Raw genomic sequence first — 26,477 nt, 5'->3', positions numbered from 1 at the left:
GGCATAATCTCGCCATTCGTTCATGGCGTTGTACCGGGAGAACCCCCTTGCCGAGTGTATCCTCGCTGACCACCGAAGATCCGGTGCTGCTGGTGCAGTTGTCCGACAGTCATTTGTTTGCCGACGCAAACGGTGCACTGCTGGGGCTCAAGACCGCCCATAGCTTGCAGCAGGTGGTCGATCTCGCTTGCGCCGAGCAGCCGCGCCCCGATCTGCTGCTGGCCACCGGGGATTTGACCCAGGATGGCAGCGTTGAGGCTTATCAACATTTTCGCCGGCTGACGACCCCGCTGTCGGCCACGGCGCGCTGGATACCCGGCAATCACGACCAGCTGGCGCACATGCGCGAGGCGGCGGTGCAAAGCCGCTTGCTTGAGCCGGTGGTCGATATCGGTAACTGGCGCATCACCTTGCTCGACTCGGCGGTACCGCATTCCACCCCCGGTTATCTGGAAGACAAGCAATTGCAGTTGCTCGCCCAGGCTTTGAGTGAGGCGCCTGAACGCCACCATCTGGTGTGTCTGCATCACCATCCCGTGTCGGTGGGGTGCCCGTGGCTTGAGCCGATTGGTTTGCGCAATGCCAATGAGTTCTGGAAAGTGCTGGATCGCTACCCGCAAGTGCGTGCGGTGCTCTGGGGGCACGTCCATCAGGCGTTTGATCAGCAGCGAAATGGCGTCAGGCTGCTGGCATCGCCCTCGACCTGCATTCAGTTCGCCCCGGGCAGTGAGGATTTCAACGTCAGCAACGAAGCGCCCGGCTATCGCTGGTTGCGTCTGCAACCGGATGGCACGCTGGAAACCGGCGTGTCGCGTCTGGCGGATTTTGAGTTCGAACCGGACTACAGCGCCGGTAATTACTGAGTGATTGTCGGGCGGATCTACCTTGAGGAGGGTCATTACCCTTGAGTCAGGCTAAACTGCGCGTCTTTATAGAGGCTGTGTTTGGCTTAATTTGCACTCGGGAGTAATTGCATGTCGGGTTCCATCTTGTATATCCACGGTTTCAACAGCGCTCCCGAGTCCAAAAAGGCCACGCAGTTGTCGTCGCTGATGCAGCGCATCGGTTGCAGTGATCAGTTGCGGGTACCGGCCTTGCACCATCACCCGCGTGAAGCCATCGCCCAACTGCAGGCGGCAATCAGCGACCTGGGCAGGCCATTGCTGGTCGGCAGCTCGCTCGGCGGCTACTATGCGACGTATCTGGCCGAACAGCATGGTCTCAAGGCCTTGCTGGTCAACCCGGCCGTCAGTCCGCACCGGATGTTTGACGGTTATCTCGGCACGCAAACCAACCTGTACAGTGGCCAGACCTGGGAGCTGACCCACGATCATGTCACGGCCCTGGCTGAGCTTGAAGTGGCGGCGCCTCAAGACCCGGAGCGCTATCAGGTTTGGCTGCAGACGGCCGACGAAACCCTGGATTATCGCCTTGCCGAAAAATACTACAAGGCATGTGCCTTGCGTATTCAGGCCGGAGGCGACCACAGTTACCAAGGGTTCGCCCAGCAACTGCCCGCGCTGCTGAATTTTGCCGGGATTGGCGCAGAACAGTATCAAGCCATCGACTTTGCGGCCCTGTAAGGCGCCCGTTGAATGGCCCTTATTTTTCACTTACGACTAACGACGAGACCCTATGGCCACTCCCAGCGCTAGCTCTTATAACGCAGACGCCATCGAAGTCCTCTCGGGCCTCGACCCGGTGCGCAAACGCCCCGGGATGTACACCGACACCAGCCGGCCCAACCACTTGGCTCAGGAAGTCATCGACAACAGTGTCGACGAAGCCCTGGCCGGTCACGCCAAATCGGTACAAGTCATCCTGCACGCCGACCACTCGCTCGAAGTCAGCGATGACGGGCGCGGCATGCCCGTGGACATTCACCCTGAAGAAGGGGTGTCCGGTGTTGAGCTGATCCTCACCAAGCTCCATGCGGGCGGCAAGTTCTCCAACAAAAACTATCAGTTCTCCGGCGGCCTGCACGGCGTCGGCATTTCGGTGGTCAACGCCCTGTCGACGCTGGTCCGGGTCAAGGTCAAGCGCGACGGCAACGAGTACCAGATGACTTTCGCCGATGGCTACAAAGCCACGGACCTTGAAGTCATCGGCACCGTCGGCAAACGCAACACCGGGACCAGCGTGTACTTCGCGCCGGATCCCAAGTACTTCGATTCACCCAAGTTCTCGGTCAGCCGCCTCAAGCATGTGCTCAAGGCCAAGGCCGTGCTGTGCCCGGGGCTGCTGGTCAGCTTTGAAGACAAAAACACCGGCGAAAAGGTCGAGTGGCACTACGAAGACGGCCTGCGTTCTTACCTGGTCGACGCGGTCAGTGAGTTCGAGCGCCTGCCGAACGAGCCGTTCTGTGGCAGCCTGGCGGGTAATAAAGAAGCCATCGACTGGGCGCTGCTGTGGTTGCCCGAGGGCGGGGACAGTGTTCAGGAAAGCTACGTCAACCTGATCCCGACCGCTCAGGGCGGCACCCATGTCAACGGCTTGCGCCAGGGCTTGCTCGATGCGATGCGCGAGTTCTGTGAGTTCCGCAGCCTGTTGCCGCGTGGTGTGAAGCTGGCCCCCGAAGACGTCTGGGAGCGCATTGCGTTCGTGGTGTCGATGAAAATGCAGGAACCACAGTTCTCGGGTCAGACCAAAGAGCGTCTGTCATCCCGTGAAGCCGCGGCTTTTGTCTCGGGTGTGGTCAAGGATGCCTTCAGCCTGTGGCTCAATGCCAACCCTGAACTGGGCATGCAGCTGGCTGAACTGGCAATCAACAACGCCGGGCGTCGCCTCAAGGCCAGCAAAAAGGTTGAGCGCAAGCGCATTACCCAGGGCCCGGCCTTGCCCGGCAAACTGGCCGACTGCGCCGGGCAGGACCCGATGCGCGCTGAACTGTTCCTGGTCGAAGGGGATTCCGCAGGCGGTTCGGCCAAGCAAGCACGGGACAAAGAGTTCCAGGCAATCCTGCCGTTGCGCGGCAAGATCCTCAACACGTGGGAAGTCGACGGCAGCGAAGTGCTGGCCAGCCAGGAAGTGCACAACATCGCCGTCGCCATTGGCGTCGATCCGGGCGCGGCCGACATCAGCCAGCTGCGCTACGGCAAAATCTGCATCCTCGCCGACGCCGACTCCGACGGCCTGCACATTGCGACGTTGCTCTGTGCCTTGTTTGTGCAGCATTTCCGCCCGCTGGTGGATGCCGGTCATGTGTACGTGGCCATGCCGCCGCTGTACCGAATCGACCTGGGCAAAGAGATCTATTACGCCCTGGACGAAGCCGAGCGCGACGGCATTCTTGATCGACTGGTGGCCGAGAAGAAGCGCGGCAAGCCGCAGGTCACTCGATTCAAGGGGCTGGGTGAGATGAATCCACCGCAGCTGCGTGAAACCACCATGGATCCGAATACCCGGCGTCTGGTGCAATTGACGCTGGAAGACTTCGCCGCCACTTCGGAAATGATGGACATGCTGCTGGCCAAAAAACGCGCGGGTGACCGCAAGTCCTGGCTTGAATCAAAAGGCAACCTGGCGCAGGTGCTGGCTTGATGCGCAGAGCCTTGATGGCGTTGCTGTGTGCAGGGGCTACACCGGTGCTGGCGGATGCCTGGCCTGAATTGACATTGCAGTCCGAACATCCCGTCGAAGGCATGCGCGGCGCCAATCTGTCGGGCCTGGCGATGTGCCAGGGCGAACTGTGGGCCGTGTCCGATCGCGACGATGACCAGGTTTACCGGCTGGACAACCGCTATGCGCAGTGGCACGCCGAGGCTGTCGGCTTTGATGCGCCGCCGGTGCCTGAAAGCGGTCTGCCGTGGGGCGTACGGATGATGGGTAAAGCCTTCAGCCCCTTACGGGGCGGCGATCTGGATCTTGAAGGCATCACCTGTGACGAAGCGGGCAACCGTTACGTTGTCAGTGAGAGCCATGCCGCGGTGCTGCAACTTCCGCAGGTGGGCTCGCCTTCCTGGTTGAAAATTGATCCGGCGCTGGTGCGTCAGGCCCGCGCCAGCGGCATGTTGCTGCACTTCAATGCACTGTTTGAAGGCATTGCCGTCAACCCGCAAGGCAACCAGATCTGGCTGGCGGCCGAACGAGAGCGACGCGGGTTGCTGAGTATCCGCAAAAAACAGAGTGTGTGGGATTGCGAAGAGAGTTGTGTCTTGATGAGTGAGGGCGGCCCGGAACAGCCACCGCCCGAGCTCAAGGTCAAGCCGCAACAAAAGGACTTTGCCGACCTGGCCTTGTTCCAGGGCAAGTTGTTCACTCTGGAGCGCATGGCCTACCGTATTTGTCGCCGTAGCCCGGACACGGGGGAGGTCGAACGCTGTTGGTCGTTTGCCCGCGATGGTTTGACCGATGCCCGGCAGTACAACACCCGGTATGGTCATGCCGAAGCCTTGAGCCTGGACGCCGGCGGTGCCTGGATCGGTGTCGATAACGGCAATCACGTACGCGCTGACGGCGAAGCACGCCCGATCGTCTGGCGCTTCGCTGCACCGCAGGGTGGCTGGAGTGCCGGGTTATGAGTAACCAAGCCCCGGGTAAGGGTGTCGGCCGGATTTTCATGGTCGTGGCCTGGTGCGCCGGTTTGTACCTGGCGACCCAATTTTTCGGGCGTTGGGAGCAGCGCCAGGAAAACCCCAATACCGAGGTGACCTCGCAGCAAGGCGAGGGTTATATAGAAGTCAAACTGTTGGGTAACGCGCAGGGCCACTTCGTGGCCAGCGGCCGGATCAACAATGTGCCGGTGGAATTTTTGCTCGATACCGGAGCCACCGATGTAGCGGTTCCGCTGGAACTGGCCAGGCAACTGGCGCTGCCCAAGGGGGCGGCCGTGACCTTGAATACGGCCAATGGCCGGGCTCAGGGCTATCGTACCCAGATCGACCGCCTGCAACTGGGCGCCATCGTTTTACGCAATGTGCGTGCGGTGGCCGCGCCGGGGCTTGAAGGCGAGCAAGTGCTGCTGGGCATGAGCGCTTTGAACAAACTTGAATTTACTCAGCGCAGCGGCAGCATGCTGTTGCGCCAGACAACGAACTGAATGAGGTCCGCATGAGCGACTCCCTTGATCTCAGCCTCGACGGCGTAGAACGCCGGTCCCTGGCCGACTTCACCGAACAGGCCTACCTCAACTATTCCATGTACGTAATCATGGATCGCGCCTTGCCGCATATCGGCGACGGTCTCAAGCCGGTACAGCGACGTATCGTCTATGCGATGAGCGAGTTGGGCCTGGACGCAGATTCCAAGCATAAAAAATCGGCGCGTACGGTCGGTGACGTGCTCGGCAAGTTTCACCCTCACGGTGATTCCGCGTGTTACGAAGCGATGGTGCTGATGGCTCAGCCGTTCAGCTATCGCTACACCCTGGTCGATGGCCAGGGCAACTGGGGTGCGCCGGATGATCCCAAGTCGTTCGCGGCCATGCGTTACACCGAAGCCCGTTTGTCGCGCTATTCCGAAGTGCTGCTCAGCGAGTTGGGGCAGGGCACGGCTGACTGGGTGCCAAACTTCGACGGTACGCTCGATGAGCCAGCGGTATTGCCGGCGCGTTTGCCGAATATCCTGCTCAATGGCACAACCGGGATCGCCGTCGGCATGGCCACAGACGTGCCGCCGCACAACCTGCGAGAAGTCGCCACCGCCTGTGTGCGCCTGCTCGACGAGCCCAAGGCCACGGTTGAGCAACTGTGTGAACACATCCAGGGCCCGGATTACCCGACTGAAGCCGAGATCATCACCCCGCGTGCTGATTTGCTGAAGATCTACCAGACCGGTCGTGGTTCGGTGCGCATGCGTGCTGTCTATCACATCGAAGACGGCGACATCGTCGTTACCGCATTGCCGCATCAGGTGTCGGGCGCCAAGGTACTGGAGCAGATTGCTGCGCTGATGCAGGCCAAGCCGACCAAGCTGGCGATGGTCACCGACTTGCGCGATGAGTCGGACCACGAAAACCCGTGCCGTATCGTGATCATCCCGCGTAACAACAAGGTCGATCTCGATGAACTGATGCAGCATTTGTTTGCCGTGACGGAGCTTGAGTCGACCTTCCGCGTCAACATCAACATCATTGGCCTGGATGGCAAGCCGCAGCTGAAAAACCTGCGTGCGTTGCTGGTGGAGTGGCTGGAATTCCGCATCAATACCGTCCGCCGCCGGCTGCAGTTCCGCCTCGACAAGGTCGAGCGTCGCCTGCACCTGTTGGACGGTTTGCTCACCGCCTACCTGAACCTCGACGAAGTGATCCACATCATTCGCACCGAGGAACACCCCAAGGCGGAGCTGATTGCGCGCTTTGCCCTGAGTGAAATCCAGGCTGACTACATCCTCGACACGCGTTTGCGCCAGTTGGCACGTCTGGAAGAGATGAAGCTGCGTGACGAGCAAGACGCGTTGCGTAAAGAGCAAGCCAAGCTGCAAGCCCTGCTGGGCAGCGAAGCAAAGCTTAAGAAGCTGGTGCGCACCGAGTTGCTTGAAGACGCCAAAACCTACGGTGATGATCGTCGCTCGCCAATCGTTTCTCGCGCAGAAGCCAAGGCTCTGTCGGAAAACGAACTGGTACCCACCGAGCCGGTCACCGTTGTTCTGTCTGAAAAGGGTTGGGTGCGTTGCGGTAAAGGTCACGACCTTGATGCAACCGGCCTGTCCTATAAAGCCGGCGATGGCTACAAGACGGCGGCCGCCGGTCGCTCCAATCAATTTGCAGTGTTTATCGACTCCACCGGGCGCAGTTATTCGGTGGCGGCGCATACCTTGCCCTCGGCCCGTGGTCAGGGTGAGCCGCTGACCGGGCGCCTGACGCCGCCGCCAGGTGCGACTTTTGAATGCGTGTTGCTGCCTGAAGACAACGCGCTGTACGTGATCGCCTCCGATGCCGGTTACGGGTTCGTGGTGAAAGGTGAAGACCTGCAAGCCAAGAACAAGGCCGGCAAGGCTTTGCTTAGCCTGCCTAAAGGCGCGCAAGTCATGCAGCCACGCCCGGTCAATGATCGTGAGCAGAACTGGCTGGCAGCCGTGACCACTGAAGGCCGGCTGTTGATTTTCAAAGTCAGCGACCTGCCGCAACTGGGCAAAGGCAAAGGCAACAAAATCATCGGGATTGCGGGTGATCGCGTGGCCAGTCGTGAAGAGTATGTGACCGACATCGCCGTGCTGCCCGACACCGCAACGCTGGTGTTGCAGGCTGGCAAGCGGACTCTGTCGCTCAAGGCGGATGACCTGGAACACTACAAGGGTGAGCGGGGCCGTCGAGGCAATAAGCTGCCCCGGGGTTTCCAGCGCGTGGACGCTTTGCTGGTAGAAATACCGGGTCAAGGTTGAGGGTCTGGAGACCCTTTTGAGCGCTCGATCTGCGTTTTATCGCGCAGATCGACGCAACAACGCTGGAGTCGAACCGGATATTCGCGGATGATATGGCGCTCTTGTGGTACGGCATATGGCCATGTACCCGACGCATTTTTCAAGAATCACACTGTGGCGCGCACTGCGGCGACCACCTGGATGGAATGATGAACGTTCTGCGCCTTCCTTTAATCGCGTTGCTGGCCGGTGTGCTTGGCCTGGCCGGGTGCACCGTGCATCAGCCAGCGTCCCTGTATCAACTGGACAGCGGCACTCCTGGCCAGCCCAAGCAAGCTGAGGGCATGGCCGTGGTACTTGGCCCCGTCACCGTGGCTGATTACCTGCAACGTGAAACCCTGCTGCAACGTCAGGAGGATGGCAGCCTGAGTGCTGCGACCGACGGTCGTTGGGCGGGCAGCCTGTCTGCCGATATCGATCAATTGCTGGTGCGTCAGCTGGCCTGGCGCCTGGATAGCCAGCGCGTGGTGCTTGCGCCGGCCATTGCGAGCTTCAGCCCGGACGTGCAAGTGCTGCTGACGATTACACGTCTGGACTCGGGTAAAGACCAGCCGGCTGTGCTGGATGCACAATGGCGTCTGATCGACCGTCGTGGTCATGTGCGTGATAACCGCATGGTCCACCTCGAAAAGCTGCACGAAGGCAGCACGGCCGATCAGGTCAAGGCCCAAGGTGAGTTGTTGCAGCAATTGAGTGAGCAACTGGCAGTGGCCCTCAAACCACTGGCCAACCAGCCGCCGCTTGTTGAGCCGCGCAAACCTGAGTCAAAGCCGGCCCCCAAGAAAAGCGTCGACAGGCCAAAAATCCCGATGGCTTCACCGATCCGCACTGATCTGGAAGTGTTCCGTTTCTGAGGCAGTGATCAACGCTTTTGAAAATCCCGCCGGTGTGCGGGATTTTTTTTGGGCCAAATAAAAGCCCCTGACCCCTCCCTCGGGGAGAGGGGCAGGGTCAGGGGCTTTATTGTGACGGTGCTTTAGACGCGGGTCTCATGCATCCGCGCCAACTGGCGCTCGAGCATGGACGGATACGGCTCCATCAGGCGCTCAACGCAGCAGGCACCTTCAGGGCTGGCAATCGGGCGGATACGGGCGCGCTGACGGATCAGCGGGTCGTCGCTGATCTTGCGCTCAACCAGCAGCAGGTTGCGGCTGTGTTGCGAGAGCGCCAGGGCATCCTGAGCCGTCTCGGTCAGTAGCAGGTCTATCTGGCTCAGGCCGTTCATGCCCTCACCCAGCACCAGGCCCAGCTGCAATTGCAGGGTGATGCCGCTGTCGGCGACTTCGATCTGCAAGGCGTGACCCAGGGCGCGTAGCAGTTCACCGCAGCAAATGGCGTTGGTCAGGTAGTCGTCGCCGCTGTCTTCGCTGTGGAACAGCATCAGTGTGCTGCCATCGTTCAGGGTGTGCAGCTCGCTTTGGTACAGCGAGGCCGCCTGGTTAAGGCAGTCGCGGTAACGCTCCAGCAATTCCATCAGGCGGGCGCGGGGCAGACGTCGCAGTTGTTCCTGTGCGCCCAGTTGTACCGCAAGCACGGCGCTTGGCTGTGGCGTGGTCGGTGCTGAGGGTTGTGGCTTGCTCAGGACAACCGGTACCGCAGTGCCGGTGTCGCGCAGGTCTGCAAACGGGTCGTCTTCGTTGTCGTCGTCTTCGTCGGTGCTGATCACCTGGCGCGGTGCCGCTTTAGGCGCCGGTGCTGCAGGTGCCTCATCAAAACTCGGGTCGCGCAGGTTGCGCACTTCGAAGGTCGGCTCGTTGTCTTCTACGTCGTCTTCTATCTCGTCCTGCTCTTCTTCTGGCTCTGGCTCAGGTTCAGGTGCTTCCGGGGCCAGGCGGGCGTGGAGCTGGCGTGCCAGGTCGCCGATTTCGTCCTGGCGCTGGATGGCCGGGGTGTGTGGATCGGGTTCACGCAGCCACACTCGCAACTGCAGCAGCGGAGTGGTGATATGACGCCCCAGGCGCAGGCTCAAGGCCAGCGCCAACGCCAGCAAAATGGCGCTCAGGATACCCATGCTTTGCAGGCTGATGGTCATCGGCTGTTCAAACTGCTGCATGTCCAGGCTGATGCGCAAATGGCCGGCGGTCACGTCCTGAAAGGTGATCTTGGTCTGATAGACGCCTTCTGTTTCACCCAGCAGGCTGTTTTTCGGGCGCTCCCCGGCTTCAGCGAGGATGCGGTTATCGACGCTATAGATGGCAGCGTGCGCCACCAGCGGGTTTTTGGTCAGGTTATTGAGCAGCACGTTGAGGCTGAGGATGTCGTTGGACACCAGCAACTCGGTCGCCGACGTAGCGGTTTGCGTGGTCAGGCTCTGACCCAGGGCGTCGGCTTGTTCGTGCATGGCCTGCTTGAACTGCAGGCCCATCACCACGGCATAAATGACCAGCGCCAGGGCGACCAGGATCACGTTATGGCTGGCAATCCGCAGCGCCAATGGAATGCGACGATCGCGCAGGGCTCGAAAGATCAGCAGGAAGAAGTTATCGGTTTTGACAGGCGATGGCCGGTTCACTGAGCGCGGCTCTTAGTCCGTTAAGTTGGAGCGCAGTATAACGAGCAGCCTAGAGGCGGCAAAGCCTTGGTGATGCCCGATGGTCACTGAAAGTGAGTAGAATGCGTTTTTTTTAGGAAATGGGGGTGTGCCTTGCGCGAAATCGTCCTGATAAACATCACGGGTGAGGACCGTCCTGGCCTCACTGCGGCCATTACCGGTGTATTGGCCAACAATGGTGTGAGCATTCTCGACATCGGTCAGGCTGTCATCCATGACTTTTTGTCGTTGGGCATCCTGGTCGAAATTCCGGGGACCGAGCAGGCATCGTCTGTGCTCAAAGACATTCAGCAATTGGTCAGCGCTCTCGACCAGCAGGTGCGCTTTGCCCCTATTTCAGAAGCCGATTACCAGCACTGGGTGACCGAGCAAAGCCAGAAGCGCCATGTGCTGACACTGATGAGCCGTCAGGTCACGGCCCATCAGTTGCAGCGCGTGACGACGATCATCAGCCAGTACGGGCTGAATATCGAGCACATCGATCGCCTGTCTGGCCGCGTGCCGCTGGATGCGCCGCTTGAGCTGAGCAAAAGCTGCATCGAGTTCCGCGTGTGCGGCGAGGCAACCGACATTCAGGCCTTGCGCGCCGAGTTCTTCAATCTGGCGCAAGAGCTCAATGTCGACATCGCTTTCCAGGAAGACACGCTGTTCCGTCGCAATCGCCGCTTGGCGGTCTTCGATATGGACTCGACCTTGATCGAAGCTGAAGTCATCGATGAGCTGGCGAAAGCGGCCGGTGTGGGCGAGCAAGTGTCGGCCATTACCGAGCGTGCGATGGCTGGCGAACTGGATTTCAAGGCCAGTTTCAAGGAGCGTCTGGCACTGCTCAAGGGGCTGGACGTCAGCGTGCTGGACTCCATCGGTGCGTCGTTGCGGCTGACGGAAGGCACTGAGGTACTGTTCGCCGAGCTCAAGCGTCTGGGCTACAAGACGGCCATCCTGTCGGGCGGCTTTACCTATTTCGCCAAGCAGCTGCAGGCGAAGCTGGGCATCGACTACGTATTCGCCAATGAGTTGGGCGTGGTAGACGGCAAGGTGACGGGGGTGGCGGTTGAGCCGATTGTTGATGCACAGCGCAAGGCAGACTTGCTGCGTGAGCTGGCGCAAAAGGAAGGATTGAGCCTGGAGCAGACCATTGCGGTCGGTGATGGCGCCAACGACCTGCCGATGCTGGCCATTGCCGGGTTGGGTGTTGCGTTCCGCGCCAAGCCACTGGTCAAACAGTCGGCCAAACAGGCGATCTCGAACCTGGGGCTGGATGGCGTGTTGTACCTGTTGGGTCAGCGCGACCGTAACAGTCAGGGCTGATAATCGCCCTTTCCCGGTAGGCGCCGGCGAAGGCCGCGATCTTTTTCAAGATCAAAAGATCGCAGCCTTCACGCCTCGTCAGCGCCTGCGTGCCGTTGCGTTTATACGGTTTGAGCCGCTGGCGCACCGATGCTCTGGCCCATCGTTACCGGCGAACCGGCTGCCAGGTTTTCAGCCCATTTCACTTGCTCCGGCCCGAACAGCACGATAGCGGTCGAACCCAGCTTGAAGCGTCCCAGCTCGGCACCTTTTTCCAGATGGATCGGTGCACGCGCAGCTTCGTCGTAACGGAAGGTTTTCAGCTCGCGCTTGGGCGGTGTTACCAGGCCCGCGAACACGGTTTCGATCGATGCCACGATCATGGCGCCCACCAATACCACGGCCATCGGGCCGCGCTCGGTATCAAAAATACACACGGCACGTTCGTTGCGGGCAAACAGCTCCGGCACGTTTTCGGCAGTGGTCTGGTTGACCGAAAAGAGACGGCCTGGCACATAGATCATTTCGCGCAGGGTGCCGGCCAGCGGCATGTGCACGCGGTGGTAATCCTTGGGCGACAGGTAAATGGTCGCAAAGTCGCCGCCCATGAACTGCGCGGCCACGCCCGCATCGCCACCCACCAGCTCCAGCACGCTGAAGCTGTGGCCTTTAGCCTGGAACACGCGACCATGCTCAATCGGGCCCAGTTGGCTCACGGCGCCATCGGCCGGGCTGAGCACGGCACCCGGGGTTTGATCCAGCGGGCGAGCACCTTCTTTCAGGGCGCGGGTGAAGAACGCGTTGAAGTGTTCGTAGGCGGTCACGTCCTCAACCAGTGCCTGGGACATATCCACCTGGTAACGCTTGGCGAACCAGGTGGTGAATGCATTTTTGAACCAGCGTACGCGGCACTCGGCAATACAGCCCGCCAGACGCGACAGCAGGTGATGCGGCAACAGGTACTGGCTGAGGAGGAACAAACGCTTTTTCATTCAAGGTCCTTAATTTTTTGCAGGCAGTTCAACGGGCGTATCGGGGTGGTTGCCCCATTCGCCCCAGGAACCGGCGTAGCCTTTAACGCGCGGGTAACCGAGCGATTTAGCAACGAGATAAGTAAAACCAGAGCGATGGTGGGTCTGGCAGTGGGTAATGACTTCTTTGTCTTTGCTGATGCCCAGATCGTTGAGGATCTGCGCCATGTCAGTGCGGATACGCAGGTGGCGGGTTTTATCCATGCCAGCGGTCCATTCAAAGTGTTTGGCGCCGGGTATGTGCCCGCCTTTGGCCGCCAGTACTTTTTCACCGGTGTACTCGCCTTCGCTGCGTGCATCCCAGATCACCAGGTCGGCGGCACCCAGACGGCTTTGCAGATACTCGCGGGTGGCCGTGGGTTCGTCGTGCAACGTCAGGGCAACCGGGCCGCCAGCCGCGGGCGCAGCCTCGGTGGACAATGGCAAACCTTCTGCGATCCAGGCGTGAAGCCCGCCGTCCAGGTAGTGGCAGGCCTTGTGCCCGATCACATCCAGCAGCCAGATAAAACGCCCGGCCCAGCCGCCGCCTTCGTCGTCATAGACCACGTAGACCGCGTTCGGGTTGTGTCCCAGCTCGCCAAACAGGGCTTGCAGCGAAGCCTGGGTCGGCAGCAACCCGGGAGCCGGGGGCTGACCCAGCTGTGTCCGTTTCGGGTCGACAAAACGAGCGCCCGGAATGTGCCCGGCCTCGTAGCGCGCCACGCTGGTCAGGTCGACCACAATCAGATTGGGTGTTTCGAGCCGGGCGAGCAGGTCGCTGGGCTCAATCACCAGCGGCAAGCCAGAGAAGTCAGGCATGTGAGGTCTCCAGAGCGAAAGGGGGCGAATTGTAGCGCAAGCGTTAGCGCCCGCGAGCAGTAAAGCTGTTCAGCGCTTTCTCGATGCATTGCGCTGTTTTACCAAAGGCTTGCACGCTGGTCTGTGAAAACGGACCGCCGCCCTGATCAGCGACTATCAGCATTACCGTGCGGCTATGGTTGCTCAATGAGCGCAACAACAGGTGCTCACCCGGGAAAAGGCTGCGCAGGCTATCGGGTAAAACGGCAGAAATCACCTTGTTATTTTCGGGTGTCAGGCGCACTTGAGCCGGGTGCTCCATCAACCGTTGCAGCGCGGTGCTTTGATTGATGGGCAGGCTCAGATCGAAGACTTCCTTGGGCAGCCCCGAGATCTGATGCACGCGCAGAGTGGATGAGGTCTTGTCGGCCATCAGCAACATTACCCGGCGCATGCCACAGGCCATCAGTGCCTCGCAGGCGCAGGTGGTCAGGTGCATGGAGTTGCTGAACACACTCGGATCGGCCAGCAATTTGCCGCAGTGTTTGCGCCACAACTCCAGTGCTTCGGCCGAAGGTGGCGCGGCGGGTTGCAGGCCTTGACTCGTGCGGCGCATGTCCCATGGCCAGAGCAGTGACTGTGCCGGGTGCCAGAGATCGGGCAACGCGTGATAGCGCCCGCTGCTCGCAGCGTTCTGATGCACTTGCTGTTGCAGCTCATCCAGTGGCATTTGCAGGTACAGGCTGGTCAGGTATTGCCAGCGCAGGTTGTGCGGTGAGTCCCAGGCCTGTTGCGCGGACAGCGCCAGGCCGTTGGCCAGCAGCACGGTATGGGCGGGCTGACCCAGCCAGCGCCGCAGCGCCGGATTGGCGTCCAGGCGCTGCTGTTGGCGCAGGGGATTCTGGCTGTCACGGGCGATGTGCAGCACGCTGACCAGCGTGCGTTGTTCTTCGGTAATCACGGCATAGCCTTGCAGCACCCACTCGGGCAGTCGCCACAACACCGCCAGTGCCCGGCAGATTTCAAACAGGCGCACCCCGAACAGCCGCTGCTCAACCTTGCTGGCGCATTCGCCCTGATGAAACACTCGCCGCTCCCATTCATCAAGCTGTTGCGGGTGGGTCAGGGCCATGGCCCACAGTGGCGAGAGAAACAGCAGGCTGCCCCAGTAGATTTCGTGCCAGAGCCGTGCCAGACGATTGCCGAACAGTCCGCTGGCTTGCTGCGCGGCGTGCTGGCTGATGAGTTGTATTTGCCGGAATGCCAGAGGCATCTCTTCAGCCGGTAAGGCCGGTAAACGCTCAAGCAGCGCCTGGGTGCGTTGCAGGCCGAGGCGGTTGATGGCCACTTCAAGGCTTTCGCTCGGCTCGCTCAGGCTACCGTGGGCATGGTAATTGGCCTCGCGGATCAGGCTTAGCGCCAGCGCCGGGCTGTCTTGCATGACCTCGGCAATTTCACGCAGGGAGCGCCGACTGTCGTTGAGTGCCTTGCAGACCTGTGTATGGCTGTGCAGCGGGATCGGCAGGTTGACGGCGTCGAGGTGTTTGACCCAGGAATCGAGGGTAGAAGGCGTTGAGGGTGTGGCGAGGGTTTCGTAGGTCATGATGGGAACGCAGTCATCATCCATTGTGTGCACGCCCTGACGGGGCAAATGGCTTTTCGCCGTTGCAAGCTATAGTCTGGCGCAGATTCGCCGATAAGGAGAAGAAGAGTTTTAGCGGCGCCGGACAATCACCTTGAACCTGACTCAATAAGTACCTTTATCCCTATGGCTAAAATTATCGGCATCATCGTCGTGTTCGCGAGCGTGCTCGGCGGTTACGTGCTTTCCCATGGCAAGATCGGGGCGCTGATTCAGCCATTCGAAGTCTTGATTATTGGCGGTGCGGCATTCGGTGCGTTCCTGCAGGCGAACCCGGGTTACATGACACTGCACGTGATCAAGAAATCCATCAGCATGTTCGGTTCGCGTTTTTCCCACGCGTTCTACCTTGAAGTGCTGGGCCTGATTTACGACATCCTGAATAAAAGTCGTCGCGAAGGCATGATGGCCATCGAAGGCGATATCGAAGATGCGGCGGCCAGTCCGATCTTTGCCAAGTACCCGACCGTGCTTAAAGACGAACGCATGACGGCGTTTATCTGTGACTACCTGCGCATCATGTCATCCGGCAACATGGCGCCCCATGAGCTTGAGGGCCTGTTCGACATGGAACTGTACAACCTCAAGGAAGAGCTGGATCACCCGTCCCATGCGGTGACCGGTATTGCCGACGGCATGCCCGGGTTCGGGATCGTGGCCGCGGTGCTGGGGATTGTCGTGACCATGGCTTCGCTGGGTGAAGGCGATCAGGCCGCGATCGGCATGCACGTCGGTGCAGCCCTGGTGGGTACGTTCTTCGGGATCCTGGCCGCGTATGGCTTCTTCGGGCCGCTGGCGACTTCTCTGGCACATGATGCCAAGGAGGAGCTCAATATCTACGAATCGATCAAGGCCTCGCTGGTGGCTTCCGCCTCGGGCATGCCGCCGTCGCTGGCGGTCGAATTCGGTCGCAAAGTGTTGTACCCCAAGCATCGGCCGAGTTTTTCCGAGCTGGAACAAGTGGTTCGCGGTCGCTGATTTATGGAGAACAATCAGCCAATCATCATCAAGCGCGTCAAGCGCTATGCCGCAGGCCATCACGGTGGTGCATGGAAAATCGCGTTCGCTGACTTCGCCACGGCGATGATGGCGTTTTTCCTGGTGATGTGGCTGATGACGGCGGCGACCCCAGAACAGAAAATCGCCATCGGCGGGTACTTCAAAGACCCGATCGGCTTCAGTGAGAGCGGCACGCCGTATGTGATCGACCTCGGCGGCACCCCCGAGCTGGCACCTGAAAAAACCCTTAACCCCGAACAAACGCTGCAGCCGCAACCGGACAAAGTGCCGCTCGATGCCGATCAGGCCGAAAGCCTGGCTGATCAGGTTGAGAAAGAGCGCCTCGAACTGTTGCTGCAAGAACTGCAGAACAAAGTTGAAGAAAACCCGGAGTTGCGCAAATTCAAGGATCAGCTGCTGTTTGAAATCGCCCCGGACGGTCTGCGCATCCAGATCATGGATGCCGAGAGCCGGCCGATGTTTGATGTCGGCAGTGCGCGCCTGAAACCGTATTTTGAAGACATTTTGCTGGCCCTGGCCGACACCATCAAAGCGGTGCCCAACAAGGTCAGTATCAGCGGCCATACCGATGCTGCGCCATATGCCGGCAATGGTGATTTCGGCAACTGGGAGTTGTCAGCCAATCGCGCCAATGCGGCGCGGCGGGCGTTGGTGGCAGGCAGTTACCCAGAGGCGCAGGTGGCGCGAGTCGTTGGGTATGCCTCGTCCCAATTGTTCAACAAAACCAACCCGCTGAGCCCGATCAACCGGCGCATCGACATTGTGGTGCTGACCAAAAAGGCCCAACAGGCGATTGAAGGCGAGCAGGGTGCGCCCAAGGCCAAGGCTGAAACACCGACAACGCCGATTGATCCGATCGTATTGCCGGCCGACCAGCAGCCGCCACCGGCTCATGAAGAGCGGCAAAAGCTGAATTTGTTTGACGATAAGGCCCCGTAGCCCTGCAGGCGCGAGCGTGTTCGCGCCTGCAGGGATTCTGCGGTTTAGTAGCTGCTTTCGGGCAGGCTGGCGATGATCGAGCGGTAGCTGTTCATGCGCTGCTGCTGCACGCGGCCATCTTCCAGAGCCATCAATAATGCACAGCCCGGTTCGCGGTCGTGTTTGCAATCGCGGAAGCGGCAACGGCCGATCAGGTCGTTGAACTCGATAAACCCGGCTTCAACATCAGCCCGGCTCACGTGCCCCAGACCAAACTCGCGAATACCCGGGGAGTCGATCAGATCGCCGCCGCCCGGGAAGTGGAACAGTCGTGCGGTGGTCGTGGTGTGCGTGCCCTGCCCGGAAATCTCGGACAGCGGCCCGACCCGCAGGTTGACCTCTGGTAACAAGCTGTTGACCAGGGACGACTTGCCCACGCCAGACTGCCCCACAAACACACTGATGTGCCCATCCAGCTGTGCTTGCAGTTGCTGCATGCCATTGCCGTGATGCGCCGACACTTCCAGCACCGGATAACCCAGCTGTCGATAGACACCTAGCAACGCATTCAGCGCCGGGGCATTTTGATCGTCGATCAGGTCGGCTTTGTTGAGCAGCAACAGCGGGCGGATCCCGGCGTGCTCGGCTGCCACCAGATAACGATCGATCAGGTTGGCATGGGGCTCGGGCATGGGCGCGAAGACAATCACAATCATGTCGACGTTGGCGGCGACCGGCTTGAGCTGACCACGGCTGTCCGGACGGCACAGCTCGGTTTTACGCGGCAGCTGGGCGACGATTACCCCGATACCCTGGTTGCCGGCGCGCCATACAACGGTGTCGCCGGTGACCAGTGCGGGCAGGTTGGCGCGCAGGTGGCAACGGAACATCTGGCCTTTCAGTTCGCCTTCCTGGGCTTCGACTTCGACTTGTACGCCAAAGTGCGCGATGACCAGGCCGAGCTGCTCGGGGCCCAGGTCGCCGCCCTCAAGCGCCTCAACGGCACTGGATTCACGTTTGGCGGCGCGTGCAGCGCGCTCGCCCTGGATCTTTTCGATGCGCCAATTCTGACGACGATTGAGCTGGCGTTTGGCCATGGGTGTTCCGTGTTGATAAAACGATAAGGAGATGAAACGCCGCCGAGTTTAGCACGTGGGCCGCACGCCTAAGCTAAACTGCGCGACTAAGCCCGGGAGCCCTTTATGAACAACGCGCAGAACCTGATCTGGATCGACCTGGAAATGACCGGTCTGGACCCAGACAACGACGTCATTATCGAAATGGCCACTATTGTCACCGACAGCAACCTCAACACCCTGGCCGAAGGCCCGGTCATCGCCATCCATCACAGCGATGAAGTGCTGGCCCGCATGGACGAATGGAACACCCGCACCCACGGCGGCAGCGGTCTGACCCAGCGCGTCAAGGACAGCACCACCAGCATGGCCGAGGCCGAGGCACAAACCATTGCCTTTCTCGAACAATGGGTGCCAAAAGGCAAGTCACCGATCTGCGGCAACAGCATCTGTCAGGACCGGCGCTTCCTGTACACCCACATGAAAACCCTCGAGAGCTACTTCCACTACCGCAACCTGGACGTCTCGACCCTCAAGGAGCTGGTTGCCCGCTGGGCTCCGGAAGTCCGCGACAGCCTGGTCAAAAAAGGCACGCACCTGGCGCTGGATGACATTCGCGAGTCGATCGCCGAGCTGCAGCACTACCGTAAGCACTTCATCAAGTTCTAACGCGGTCAGCGCACTTTCCTGGCGCTGTCGAGATACGACGGCTGCGTCCGCCGGCGCAGCCGTCGTGAAATCAGGCATGCGACGTGCCGGATTTACCCTGTACTCAGGTTTGCGATTACCTGGCAATCGGGCGCAGCCTTCGACAACGGCTACGGGATCGTTGCAAACCTTCAGCGTCGCCCCCTTTTGGTGCTGGCGCCAACTGAGTAGACTGCGCGCCTTATCGCAAGGATCGCTGCCATGTTGCTGATGCTCTATTTAGTTGCCATTACCGCAGAAGCCATGACCGGCGCGCTGTCAGCCGGGCGTCGAGGCATGGACTGGTTCGGGGTGGTGCTGATTGCGTGTGTCACGGCGCTGGGCGGCGGTTCAGTGCGTGATGTGTTGCTGGGGCATTACCCGCTGACGTGGGTGAAGCACCCGGAATACCTGGTGCTGACGACTTTTGCCGCGTTGGTGACGATCTTTATCGCACCGCTGATGCGCCATTTACGCTCGCTGTTTTTGGTGCTCGATGCGCTGGGGCTGGTGGCGTTTACGCTGATTGGCTGCATGACCGCCCTGGAAATGGGCCAAGGCATGCTGGTGGCTTCGGTCAGCGGGGTCATTACCGGTGTGTTTGGCGGCATCTTGCGAGACATCTTCTGCAACGATATCCCATTGATCTTCCGCCGTGAGCTCTATGCCAGCGTGTCCTTCGCTGCCGCGTGGTGCTTCCTGCTCTGCACCTGGCTGGAAATGCCCAACGAACAGGCGATCCTCGTCACCTTGTTCGGCGGCCTGTTGCTGCGCTTGCTGGCGATCCGCTTCAACTGGGAGATGCCCAAGTTCGTCTACAACGACGAGCACTAGGCCTTCGGTAGCGGCTACAGACTGTCTCCACATCTGTAGCAGTTGACGAGCTCCGCGAGGCTACGGTCGAGGACGGGTTCCTCGGTACCCATGGCGTACTTCGATGCACGACGGCTATCTAGCCGCACGCAGCCTCGTTGCGTGGACGACAGCAGTCTTCAGGCCCGCTCAGCGTGTTGCTTCAATGCCCATGCCACATGTTCCTGCACCAGCGGCGAGGGATATTCACGGCGCGCCTTCAAGGCTTCCAGTACAGGAATGCTCGACGGCGCATTGCCCAGGCCCACGGCCAAATTGCGCAGCCAGCGCTCATAACCGGCCCGGCGCAGGGGCGAGCCTTCGGTGCTGCTCAGGAACTTCTCTTCATCCCACATAAACAGTTCAGCCAGTTCGGCGTTGTCCAGGTTATGCCGTGGCTTGAAGTCGCCTTCTGTTGTGGGGCGGGCGAAACGGTTCCAGGGGCAGACGATCTGGCAGTCATCACAACCAAATACACGGTTCCCAATCAGTGGGCGCAGGTCTTCGGGGATCGCGGTTTTAAGCTCGATGGTCAGGTATGAGATACAGCGCCGAGCATCCAGCACGTAGGGCCCGACAAACGCATTGGTCGGGCAAATGTCCAGGCATGCCGTGCAACGCCCGCAATGTTCAGTCTCGTGGGGCGGGTCTTCGGGCAGCGGCAAGTCGACAAACAGCTCACTCAGAAAGAAGTAGCTGCCCGCCTTGCGATTGAGCACCAGGGTGTTTTTGCCGATCCAGCCCAGGCCGGCTTTTTGCGCGATGGCTTTTTCCAGGACGGGCGCACTGTCGACGAACGCACGAAAGCCGAAAGGGCCGATGGCCGCCTGAATGCGGTCGGCCAGTTGTTGCACGCGCTTGCGGATCAGCTTGTGATAATCGCGACCCAAGGCGTAGCGCGACACGTAGGCTTTTTCGGGTTGGGCGAGCAATTGCGCCATGTGGGTGTCGCCGGGCAGGTAATCCATGCGCAGGGAAACCACCCGCAGCGTACCGGGCACCAACTCTTCGGGGTGTGAGCGTTTGCTGCCGTGAGCGCCCATGTATTCCATGTCGCCGTGGTAACCGGCGGCGAGCCAGCGTTCCAGATGCTGTTCGTGTTCGCCCAGATCGAGACCGGCAATGGCGACTTGCTGGAAGCCGAGCTCACGGCCCCATTCCTTGATGGACTGAGCAAGTGCGGGGAGGTCGACATTAATAGCAGGCATGAGGCAAGAGAAACCGGGGCTGAGATGCGTATAATTCTGCCAGACATCGGAGTCCAACACGCATGCCGCAGACCAAACACCTGTTTCCTGAGCCCACGCCGCTTCATGCAGAGACCCTGCCGCGCCTGCCTGCGCGTACAACCAGTGCCCACAAGGGCCAGTTCGGGCATGTACTGTTGATCGGTGGCGACCGGGGTTTCGGCGGCGCCATTACCCTGAGTGCACAGGCTGCATTGCGCTGTGGCGCGGGCCTGGTGTCGCTGGCGACCCGGCCCGAGCACGTGCCGGCCGCCTTGACCCGCTTGCCCGAAGTCATGACCTTGGGCGTGTCGTCGGCCAATCAGTTGATGGACGTGCTGGTACACGCGTCGGTGTTGGTGGTCGGGCCGGGCTTGGGGCAGGCCCCATGGGGGCGCAGCCTGCTGTCGGCAGCGGCCCAGGCAAAAATGCCGCAGGTCTGGGATGCCGATGCGCTGAATCTGTTGTCCAACGCTGACTTTAAGCTAACGTCAGGTTCAGTGATCACCCCGCACCCCGGCGAAGCCGCGCGTTTGCTCGGTATCAGTACGAGCCAGGTGCAGGGCGACCGCCCGGCTGCGGCACGGGCCCTGGTTAAAAAGTACTCAGTGGCGTGCGTTCTCAAAGGGGCAGGCAGCTTGATTGCCGATGTGGATGGCCGTTTGGCCCTGTGCGATCACGGGCATCCGGCGATGGCCACGGCCGGTTTGGGGGATGTGCTGGCAGGCGTGATCGGCGCGCTGCTGGCTCAAGGCTTGAGCGCGTTTGATGCCGCATGCCTGGCGGTGTGGCTGCATGCCCGTGCCGGGGAGCAACAAGGAACAATGGGCCGTGGGCTGGCGGCCAGTGATTTGATTCCAGTCATTCGTCAGTTGTTGGAGGAGCAAGCACCGTGTCTGAATTAACACTGCCACTGGCTGATGAAGAAGCCATGGTCGCATTTGGCGGGCAGTTGGCTCGCGTCACTCAAGGACGCGGGGTGATTTTCCTTGAAGGGGATCTGGGCGCCGGTAAAACGACCCTGTCGCGGGGCATTATTCGCGGCCTTGGGCATGTGGGCGCAGTAAAAAGTCCTACATTTACCTTGGTAGAGCCTTATGAGATCGGTGAGGTACGGGCCTTTCACTTTGATCTCTATCGCCTGGAAGACCCTGAAGAGCTGGAATTCATGGGCATCCGGGATTATTTCGATGGCGATACATTGTGTCTGATTGAATGGCCTCAAAAAGGTGCAGGCTTTTTGCCAAAGCCTGACCTGACCATTACCATTAGCCCCCTTGATGCCGGGCGCTCGCTGAAGTTGTCGGCCCAGGGTTCGCGTGGCGAGTCCTGGTGTGAGACTTTGGCATTGGAATTCAAATAATGATGGGGTTTGGTATGCGCTTTCGCGCGTTAGTGAGTGTCGTTGGTCTGTTGCTCAGTGTCATGGCGGTGAATGCCGTTGCGGCAACTCAGGTGAAAAGCGTGCGTTTGTGGCGCGCACCGGACAACACGCGATTAGTGTTTGACCTCACGGGCCCCGTGCAACACAGCGTCTTTACGCTGACGGCACCTGATCGTCTGGTGATCGATATCAATGGCGCGACCCTGGCCGGCGCCTTGAATGTGCCGATGGCCAACACGCCCATTACCAGCATGCGTTCGGCACAGCGCACGCCTCAGGACTTGCGTGTGGTCATCGACCTGAAGCAGTCCGTGACCCCGAAGAGCTTTACCCTGCCGCCAAACGCGCAGTACGGCAATCGCCTGGTGGTCGATCTGTATGACCAGGGAGCCGACCTGGCGCCAAGCCTGCCGCCCACCAACGTGGCTAAAGTGCCGGTGGTGCCGGTCACCCCGACGCAGCCGGAAGTGAAGCTGACGCCCATCCCGATACCGAAGGGCAAGCGTAATGTGGTGGTGGTGATCGATGCCGGTCACGGTGGCGAAGACCCGGGGGCTTCCGGCTCGGCCGGCCAGCGCGAAAAAGACGTGGTGTTGGCGATTGCCAAAGAACTGCAGCGTCAAATCAACGGCATGAAAGGCTTCAAGGCCGAACTGACCCGTACCGGCGACTACTTTATTCCGCTGCGCGGTCGTACCGAAATCGCCCGCAAGAAGGGCGCCGATCTGTTTGTGTCGATTCACGCAGACGCCGCACCGTCCAGGGCCGCATTCGGTGCCTCGGTGTTTGCCTTGTCTGAACGGGGTGCTACCTCCGAGACCGCCCGTTGGCTGGCAGACAGTGAAAACCGTTCCGACTTGATCGGCGGTGCTGGCAACGTCAGCCTTGATGACAAGGACCGGATGCTGGCGGGCGTGTTGCTCGACCTGTCGATGACCGCTTCGCTGACTTCCAGTCTGAACGTTGGGCAAAAGGTCTTGAGCAACATTGGCCGCGTCACCCCCTTGCACAAGCGACGCGTGGAACAAGCCGGATTCATGGTGCTCAAGTCGCCGGACATTCCGTCGATCCTGGTCGAGACCGGCTTTATCTCCAATGCCAACGAGGCATCCAAGCTGTCTTCGTCCAATCACCAGCAAGCGCTGGCGCGTTCGATCAGCAGTGGCGTACGCCAGTTCTTCCAGCAAAACCCGCCGCCGGGCACGTATATCGCCTGGTTGCGCGACACAGGCAAAATCGCCCAGAGCGCCCGGGAACACACGGTTCGCCCCGGCGAGACCCTGGCCATGATCGCTGTACGCTATCAAGTGGGCGTGTCCAGTTTGCGTTCCAGCAACAGCTTGAAAAGCGATGAGCTGAAAGTCGGCCAGACCCTGAACATCCCAGTCGCTGAGTTGGTAAGCAGCCAATGAGTGACGAGGCGTTGAACAGCAGCGCGCGGATCGAACTGCTCAGTCCGCGCCTGGCTAACCAGATTGCAGCGGGCGAGGTGGTCGAGCGTCCCGCCTCGGTAATTAAAGAGTTGCTGGAAAACAGCCTCGACTCGGGCGCCAAGCGCATCGACGTGGATGTTGAGCAGGCAGGCATCAAACTACTGCGGGTGCGTGATGATGGTAGCGGTATCTCCAGCGACGACTTGCCGCTGGCGCTGGCGCGTCACGCCACCAGCAAGATTCGTGACCTCGAAGACCTTGAGCGGGTGATGAGCCTAGGGTTTCGTGGTGAAGCGCTGGCATCGATCAGCTCGGTGGCCCGCCTCACCTTGACCTCGCGCACCCGTGGCGCAGATCAGGCGTGGCAGGTCGAAACCGAAGGCCGCGACATGGCGCCCCGCGTACAACCGGCAGCGCATCCGGTCGGCACTTCGGTTGAAGTGCGCGACCTGTTTTTCAATACCCCGGCGCGGCGCAAGTTTCTCAAGACCGAAAAAACCGAGTTCGACCACCTGCAAGAAGTGATCAAGCGTTTGGCGCTGGCCCGCTTCGATGTCGCGTTCAACCTGCGCCATAACGGCAAAACCATCCTCAATCTGCATGAAGCCCATGACGATACCGCCCGTGCGCGGCGTGTGGCAGCCGTGTGCGGTTCGGCATTCCTGGAGCAGGCACTGCCGATCGAGATTGAGCGCAATGGGTTGCATTTGTGGGGCTGGGTCGGTTTGCCGACCTTTTCCCGCAGCCAGGCCGACTTGCAGTACTTCTATGTGAATGGTCGTGCGGTGCGCGACAAACTGGTGGCTCACGCCGTACGCCAGGCCTATCGCGATGTGCTGTTCAATGGCCGGCATCCGACGTTCGTGCTGTTTTTTGAAGTCGACCCTTCGGTGGTCGATGTCAACGTGCACCCGACCAAGCACGAAGTGCGTTTCCGTGACGGGCGCATGGTTCACGACTTTTTGTACGGCACCTTGCACCGTGCCCTGGGTGACGTGCGTCCAGAGGATCAATTGGCCGCGCCTGCACCGGTTCCCGGTGCCGAGCGCCCGACCGGCCTCGATGCCGGGGAATTCGGCCCTCAGGGTGAAATGCGCTTGGCCGCGCATCTGCTGGAGCAGCCGCAAGCGGCCCCCGTGTACTCGCAACCTGTACCGGGCTCGGGTGCCGGAGCCGGTTACCAGTATCAATACCGGCCGCAGTCTTCCACCCCTTCAGTACCCGTCAGCGAGGCGAAAAACGCCTATCGCGAATTCTTTGCGCCCTTGCCTGAGGCAAACGCAGCGCCGCTGCCTGAAGGGCAGGGTGATATACCACCGCTGGGCTTTGCACTGGCGCAGCTCAAGGGTATTTACATTCTTTCTGAAAACGCCCAGGGCCTGGTGCTGGTGGATATGCATGCCGCGCATGAGCGCATCATGTATGAACGCCTGAAAATCGCCATGGCCAGCGAAGGCCTGAGCGGGCAGCCGCTGCTGGTGCCAGAGTCGATTGCAGTCAGCCAGCGCGAAGCCGATTGCGCTGAAGAGCATGGCGAATGGTTCCAGCGCCTAGGCTTCGAGTTGCAGCGCCTGGGCCCCGAAACCCTGGCGATCCGTCAGATTCCGGCCTTGCTCAAACAGGCCGAGGCTCAGCGCCTGGTACACGATGTGTTGGCGGACTTGATGGAATACGGCACCAGTGACCGGATCCAGGCCCACCTCAATGAGTTGCTCGGTACGATGGCCTGCCACGGTGCGATCCGGGCCAATCGTCGATTGGCCATCCCGGAAATGAACGGCTTGTTGCGTGACATGGAAAACACCGAGCGCAGCGGTCAGTGCAATCATGGTCGTCCGACCTGGACCCAAATGGGCCTGGACGATTTGGACAAACTCTTTTTGCGCGGTCGCTGATGACAGGTTCCAACGTTTTACCCCCCGCCATTTTTTTGATGGGGCCAACTGCTGCGGGTAAAACCGATCTGGCGATCGAGCTGAGCAAAGTCTTGCCGTGCGAGTTGATCAGTGTCGACTCGGCATTGGTGTATCGCGGGATGGACATCGGCACGGCCAAGCCGTCCAAGGACATTCTGGCCCGGCATCCGCACCAATTGATCGACATCATCGATCCGGCCGACAGCTATTCGGCAGCCGACTTTCGCCGTGATGCGCTGCAGGCCATGGCTGAGATCACCGCGCGCGGTAATATCCCGCTGCTGGTGGGCGGCACCATGCTCTATTACAAGGCGCTGAGTGAAGGCCTGGCGGATATGCCGGCTGCCGACGCCGAGGTGCGTGCCGAGCTTGAGGAAGAGGCCCGGCGCCTGGGCTGGCAAGCCCTGCACGACCAGTTGGCGGCGATAGACCCTGAGTCGGCGGCACGTATCCATCCCAATGATCCGCAGCGTCTGACCCGTGCGCTGGAGGTTTATCGGGTCAGCGGCATGAGCATGACAGCCCACCGGCAAAAACAATCTGAACAAACGACTAAAGCAGCGGCTTCTGGACAGGGACAATTGCCCTATACTGTCGCGAATCTGGCCATCGCTCCGGCGAATCGTCAGGTATTACATGAACGAATTGCACAAAGATTCGGGCAGATGCTGGAACAGGGGTTCATTGACGAGGTCCTAGCACTGCGCAATAGAAGTGACTTGCATTCAGGTTTGCCGTCTATACGTGCTGTAGGCTATCGACAAGTCTGGGATTACCTCGACGGCAAACTGACGGCAGCCGAGATGCAGGAGCGCGGCATCATTGCTACGCGCCAATTGGCGAAGCGTCAGTTCACCTGGTTGCGCAGCTGGAGTGATCTCCATTGGCTGGACAGCCTGGACTGCGACAATCTGCCACGAGCCTTGAAATACCTGGGATCGGTCTCCATATTGAGCTGAGTCTCAGGAAATGCCGTCTATCCTATGGATGTGGCGTCATCAGCCATCTAATTTTTGTTTCTATTTTTATTTATCCTTACAGGAGTGCGGCATATGTCAAAAGGGCATTCGCTACAAGACCCTTACTTGAATACTTTGCGTAAAGAGAAGGTTGGCGTTTCCATCTACTTGGTCAACGGGATCAAGCTGCAGGGGACCATCGAATCTTTCGATCAGTTCGTCATTCTGCTGAAAAACACTGTTAGCCAAATGGTTTACAAACACGCTATCTCGACAGTAGTACCAGTTCGTCCAATTCGTTTGCCTAGCGCAGCTGAATCGGAACTGGCAGACGCTGAACCAGGTAACGCCTGATAGGA

24 protein-coding genes are annotated in these 26,477 nt (G+C 60.0%); 18 read left to right on the top strand and 6 right to left on the bottom strand.

The annotated features are described in order from the left end of the window. The first annotated feature begins 47 nt into the window (after positions 1–47). The 7 genes from cpdA to AWM69_RS16580 all read left to right on the top strand — a co-directional run bounded on the left by cpdA (position 48) and on the right by AWM69_RS16580 (position 8,213). The gene (gene cpdA, locus AWM69_RS16610) at positions 48–863 is read left to right on the top strand and encodes a 3',5'-cyclic-AMP phosphodiesterase (protein ID WP_131653641.1); all 816 of its coding nucleotides are present in this window, start codon (positions 48–50) and stop codon (positions 861–863) included. Between the two features lie 111 nt (positions 864–974). Then, on the top strand, positions 975–1,583 hold the full coding sequence (locus tag AWM69_RS16605; RefSeq protein WP_218727577.1) for a YqiA/YcfP family alpha/beta fold hydrolase: 609 nt from the start codon (positions 975–977) through the stop codon (positions 1,581–1,583). A 52-nt stretch (positions 1,584–1,635) separates the two neighbouring features. Continuing rightward, on the top strand, positions 1,636–3,540 hold the full coding sequence (parE, locus tag AWM69_RS16600) for a DNA topoisomerase IV subunit B (protein WP_131653640.1): 1,905 nt from the start codon (positions 1,636–1,638) through the stop codon (positions 3,538–3,540). After that, complete coding sequence (locus AWM69_RS16595) at positions 3,540–4,520, top strand: esterase-like activity of phytase family protein (protein ID WP_218727575.1); 981 nt, start codon at positions 3,540–3,542, stop codon at positions 4,518–4,520. The genes parE and AWM69_RS16595 overlap by 1 nt, the downstream gene beginning before the upstream one ends. Then, the gene (locus AWM69_RS16590) at positions 4,517–5,038 is read left to right on the top strand and encodes a TIGR02281 family clan AA aspartic protease (RefSeq protein ID WP_131653638.1); all 522 of its coding nucleotides are present in this window, start codon (positions 4,517–4,519) and stop codon (positions 5,036–5,038) included. The genes AWM69_RS16595 and AWM69_RS16590 overlap by 4 nt, the downstream gene beginning before the upstream one ends. Positions 5,039–5,049: 11 nt before the next feature. Further along, positions 5,050–7,320 carry a DNA topoisomerase IV subunit A gene (gene parC / locus AWM69_RS16585; RefSeq protein ID WP_218727573.1) on the top strand — a complete coding sequence of 757 codons (2,271 nt, stop codon included), beginning with the start codon at positions 5,050–5,052 and terminating at the stop codon, positions 7,318–7,320. A gap of 188 nt (positions 7,321–7,508) precedes the next feature. After that, a complete protein-coding gene (locus tag AWM69_RS16580) occupies positions 7,509–8,213 on the top strand; it encodes a membrane integrity-associated transporter subunit PqiC (RefSeq protein ID WP_218727571.1) in 705 nt (234 codons plus the stop codon). 122 nt (positions 8,214–8,335) lie between these two features. Here AWM69_RS16580 and AWM69_RS16575 read toward each other — a convergent pair whose 3' ends face one another. Continuing rightward, positions 8,336–9,871: an AhpA/YtjB family protein gene (locus AWM69_RS16575; protein WP_131653635.1), complete on the bottom strand. Its 1,536-nt coding sequence runs from the start codon at positions 9,869–9,871 to the stop codon at positions 8,336–8,338. Positions 9,872–10,003: 132 nt separating this feature from the next. On the opposite strand from AWM69_RS16575, the gene serB reads away from it, so the two are divergent. Then, the gene (serB, locus tag AWM69_RS16570) at positions 10,004–11,218 is read left to right on the top strand and encodes a phosphoserine phosphatase SerB (RefSeq protein WP_048382771.1); all 1,215 of its coding nucleotides are present in this window, start codon (positions 10,004–10,006) and stop codon (positions 11,216–11,218) included. A gap of 101 nt (positions 11,219–11,319) precedes the next feature. Here serB and asd read toward each other — a convergent pair whose 3' ends face one another. The 3 genes from asd to AWM69_RS16555 are packed head-to-tail and all read right to left on the bottom strand — an operon-like array spanning position 11,320 to position 14,608. After that, on the bottom strand, positions 11,320–12,189 hold the full coding sequence (asd, locus tag AWM69_RS16565; protein ID WP_048382770.1) for an archaetidylserine decarboxylase: 870 nt from the start codon (positions 12,187–12,189) through the stop codon (positions 11,320–11,322). Between the two features lie 9 nt (positions 12,190–12,198). Continuing rightward, positions 12,199–13,026 carry a rhodanese-like domain-containing protein gene (locus tag AWM69_RS16560; RefSeq protein WP_131653634.1) on the bottom strand — a complete coding sequence of 276 codons (828 nt, stop codon included), beginning with the start codon at positions 13,024–13,026 and terminating at the stop codon, positions 12,199–12,201. A 43-nt stretch (positions 13,027–13,069) separates the two neighbouring features. Beyond that, positions 13,070–14,608: an HDOD domain-containing protein gene (locus tag AWM69_RS16555; RefSeq protein ID WP_218727668.1), complete on the bottom strand. Its 1,539-nt coding sequence runs from the start codon at positions 14,606–14,608 to the stop codon at positions 13,070–13,072. Between the two features lie 165 nt (positions 14,609–14,773). Between AWM69_RS16555 and motA the strand changes: the two genes are divergently transcribed. Both motA and motB read left to right on the top strand, forming a co-directional pair. After that, the gene (gene motA, locus AWM69_RS16550; RefSeq protein ID WP_131653633.1) at positions 14,774–15,625 is read left to right on the top strand and encodes a flagellar motor stator protein MotA; all 852 of its coding nucleotides are present in this window, start codon (positions 14,774–14,776) and stop codon (positions 15,623–15,625) included. Between the two features lie 3 nt (positions 15,626–15,628). Continuing rightward, positions 15,629–16,606 carry a flagellar motor protein MotB gene (gene motB, locus AWM69_RS16545; protein ID WP_131653632.1) on the top strand — a complete coding sequence of 326 codons (978 nt, stop codon included), beginning with the start codon at positions 15,629–15,631 and terminating at the stop codon, positions 16,604–16,606. 44 nt (positions 16,607–16,650) lie between these two features. Here the strand turns inward: motB and rsgA are convergent, their stop codons facing one another. Further along, positions 16,651–17,682, bottom strand: coding sequence for a small ribosomal subunit biogenesis GTPase RsgA (rsgA, locus tag AWM69_RS16540; RefSeq protein ID WP_048382764.1), 1,032 nt, complete (start codon positions 17,680–17,682; stop codon positions 16,651–16,653). Positions 17,683–17,787: 105 nt separating this feature from the next. On the opposite strand from rsgA, the gene orn reads away from it, so the two are divergent. Both orn and AWM69_RS16530 read left to right on the top strand, forming a co-directional pair. Then, on the top strand, positions 17,788–18,330 hold the full coding sequence (gene orn, locus AWM69_RS16535) for an oligoribonuclease (protein ID WP_048382763.1): 543 nt from the start codon (positions 17,788–17,790) through the stop codon (positions 18,328–18,330). A 240-nt stretch (positions 18,331–18,570) separates the two neighbouring features. Further along, positions 18,571–19,182 carry a trimeric intracellular cation channel family protein gene (locus AWM69_RS16530; RefSeq protein ID WP_048382761.1) on the top strand — a complete coding sequence of 204 codons (612 nt, stop codon included), beginning with the start codon at positions 18,571–18,573 and terminating at the stop codon, positions 19,180–19,182. 158 nt (positions 19,183–19,340) lie between these two features. On the opposite strand, the gene queG is transcribed toward AWM69_RS16530, so the two are convergent. Further along, positions 19,341–20,408, bottom strand: coding sequence for a tRNA epoxyqueuosine(34) reductase QueG (queG, locus tag AWM69_RS16525; RefSeq protein ID WP_218727569.1), 1,068 nt, complete (start codon positions 20,406–20,408; stop codon positions 19,341–19,343). A gap of 62 nt (positions 20,409–20,470) precedes the next feature. Here queG and AWM69_RS16520 point away from each other — a divergent pair, with 62 nt between their 5' ends. From AWM69_RS16520 to hfq, 6 genes are all read left to right on the top strand, one after another. After that, the gene (locus AWM69_RS16520) at positions 20,471–21,331 is read left to right on the top strand and encodes an NAD(P)H-hydrate dehydratase (protein WP_218727568.1); all 861 of its coding nucleotides are present in this window, start codon (positions 20,471–20,473) and stop codon (positions 21,329–21,331) included. Next, a complete protein-coding gene (gene tsaE, locus AWM69_RS16515; protein ID WP_048382758.1) occupies positions 21,319–21,789 on the top strand; it encodes a tRNA (adenosine(37)-N6)-threonylcarbamoyltransferase complex ATPase subunit type 1 TsaE in 471 nt (156 codons plus the stop codon). Before AWM69_RS16520 ends, tsaE begins: the two co-directional genes overlap by 13 nt. A gap of 2 nt (positions 21,790–21,791) precedes the next feature. Beyond that, positions 21,792–23,222 carry an N-acetylmuramoyl-L-alanine amidase gene (locus AWM69_RS16510; RefSeq protein WP_218727666.1) on the top strand — a complete coding sequence of 477 codons (1,431 nt, stop codon included), beginning with the start codon at positions 21,792–21,794 and terminating at the stop codon, positions 23,220–23,222. Beyond that, positions 23,219–25,138: a DNA mismatch repair endonuclease MutL gene (gene mutL / locus AWM69_RS16505; RefSeq protein ID WP_131653628.1), complete on the top strand. Its 1,920-nt coding sequence runs from the start codon at positions 23,219–23,221 to the stop codon at positions 25,136–25,138. The genes AWM69_RS16510 and mutL overlap by 4 nt, the downstream gene beginning before the upstream one ends. Continuing rightward, positions 25,138–26,118: a tRNA (adenosine(37)-N6)-dimethylallyltransferase MiaA gene (gene miaA / locus AWM69_RS16500; protein WP_131653627.1), complete on the top strand. Its 981-nt coding sequence runs from the start codon at positions 25,138–25,140 to the stop codon at positions 26,116–26,118. Before mutL ends, miaA begins: the two co-directional genes overlap by 1 nt. Before the next feature lie 93 nt (positions 26,119–26,211). Next, positions 26,212–26,472, top strand: a complete 261-nt coding sequence (gene hfq, locus AWM69_RS16495; RefSeq protein WP_003439025.1) for an RNA chaperone Hfq — start codon at positions 26,212–26,214, stop codon at positions 26,470–26,472. Positions 26,473–26,477: the final 5 nt, after the last annotated feature.

The organism is Pseudomonas sp. D1HM (genome assembly GCF_019266105.1).
Taxonomy (GTDB): Bacteria; Pseudomonadota; Gammaproteobacteria; order Pseudomonadales; family Pseudomonadaceae; genus Aquipseudomonas; species Aquipseudomonas taetrolens.
Note: the sequence above shows the minus strand (reverse complement) of the source record. Positions and strands in the feature narration are given on the sequence as shown.

Excerpts from the sequence above, each read along its gene's own strand:
- AWM69_RS16605 (WP_218727577.1), top strand. The coding sequence starts at position 975 with ATGTCGGGTTCCATCTTGTATATCCACGGTTTCAACAGCGCTCCCGAG.
- AWM69_RS16520 (WP_218727568.1), top strand. The coding sequence starts at position 20,471 with ATGCCGCAGACCAAACACCTGTTTCCTGAGCCCACGCCGCTTCATGCA.
- AWM69_RS16510 (WP_218727666.1), top strand. The coding sequence starts at position 21,792 with ATGGGGTTTGGTATGCGCTTTCGCGCGTTAGTGAGTGTCGTTGGTCTG.
- queG (WP_218727569.1), bottom strand. The coding sequence starts at position 20,408 with ATGCCTGCTATTAATGTCGACCTCCCCGCACTTGCTCAGTCCATCAAG.
- orn (WP_048382763.1), top strand. The coding sequence starts at position 17,788 with ATGAACAACGCGCAGAACCTGATCTGGATCGACCTGGAAATGACCGGT.
- AWM69_RS16560 (WP_131653634.1), bottom strand. The coding sequence starts at position 13,026 with ATGCCTGACTTCTCTGGCTTGCCGCTGGTGATTGAGCCCAGCGACCTG.
- AWM69_RS16595 (WP_218727575.1), top strand. The coding sequence starts at position 3,540 with ATGCGCAGAGCCTTGATGGCGTTGCTGTGTGCAGGGGCTACACCGGTG.
- parE (WP_131653640.1), top strand. The coding sequence starts at position 1,636 with ATGGCCACTCCCAGCGCTAGCTCTTATAACGCAGACGCCATCGAAGTC.
- motA (WP_131653633.1), top strand. The coding sequence starts at position 14,774 with ATGGCTAAAATTATCGGCATCATCGTCGTGTTCGCGAGCGTGCTCGGC.
- rsgA (WP_048382764.1), bottom strand. The coding sequence starts at position 17,682 with ATGGCCAAACGCCAGCTCAATCGTCGTCAGAATTGGCGCATCGAAAAG.
- parC (WP_218727573.1), top strand. The coding sequence starts at position 5,050 with ATGAGCGACTCCCTTGATCTCAGCCTCGACGGCGTAGAACGCCGGTCC.
- motB (WP_131653632.1), top strand. The coding sequence starts at position 15,629 with ATGGAGAACAATCAGCCAATCATCATCAAGCGCGTCAAGCGCTATGCC.
- mutL (WP_131653628.1), top strand. The coding sequence starts at position 23,219 with ATGAGTGACGAGGCGTTGAACAGCAGCGCGCGGATCGAACTGCTCAGT.
- AWM69_RS16590 (WP_131653638.1), top strand. The coding sequence starts at position 4,517 with ATGAGTAACCAAGCCCCGGGTAAGGGTGTCGGCCGGATTTTCATGGTC.
- hfq (WP_003439025.1), top strand. The coding sequence starts at position 26,212 with ATGTCAAAAGGGCATTCGCTACAAGACCCTTACTTGAATACTTTGCGT.
- AWM69_RS16530 (WP_048382761.1), top strand. The coding sequence starts at position 18,571 with ATGTTGCTGATGCTCTATTTAGTTGCCATTACCGCAGAAGCCATGACC.
- asd (WP_048382770.1), bottom strand. The coding sequence starts at position 12,189 with ATGAAAAAGCGTTTGTTCCTCCTCAGCCAGTACCTGTTGCCGCATCAC.
- miaA (WP_131653627.1), top strand. The coding sequence starts at position 25,138 with ATGACAGGTTCCAACGTTTTACCCCCCGCCATTTTTTTGATGGGGCCA.
- AWM69_RS16555 (WP_218727668.1), bottom strand. The coding sequence starts at position 14,608 with ATGACCTACGAAACCCTCGCCACACCCTCAACGCCTTCTACCCTCGAT.
- AWM69_RS16580 (WP_218727571.1), top strand. The coding sequence starts at position 7,509 with ATGAACGTTCTGCGCCTTCCTTTAATCGCGTTGCTGGCCGGTGTGCTT.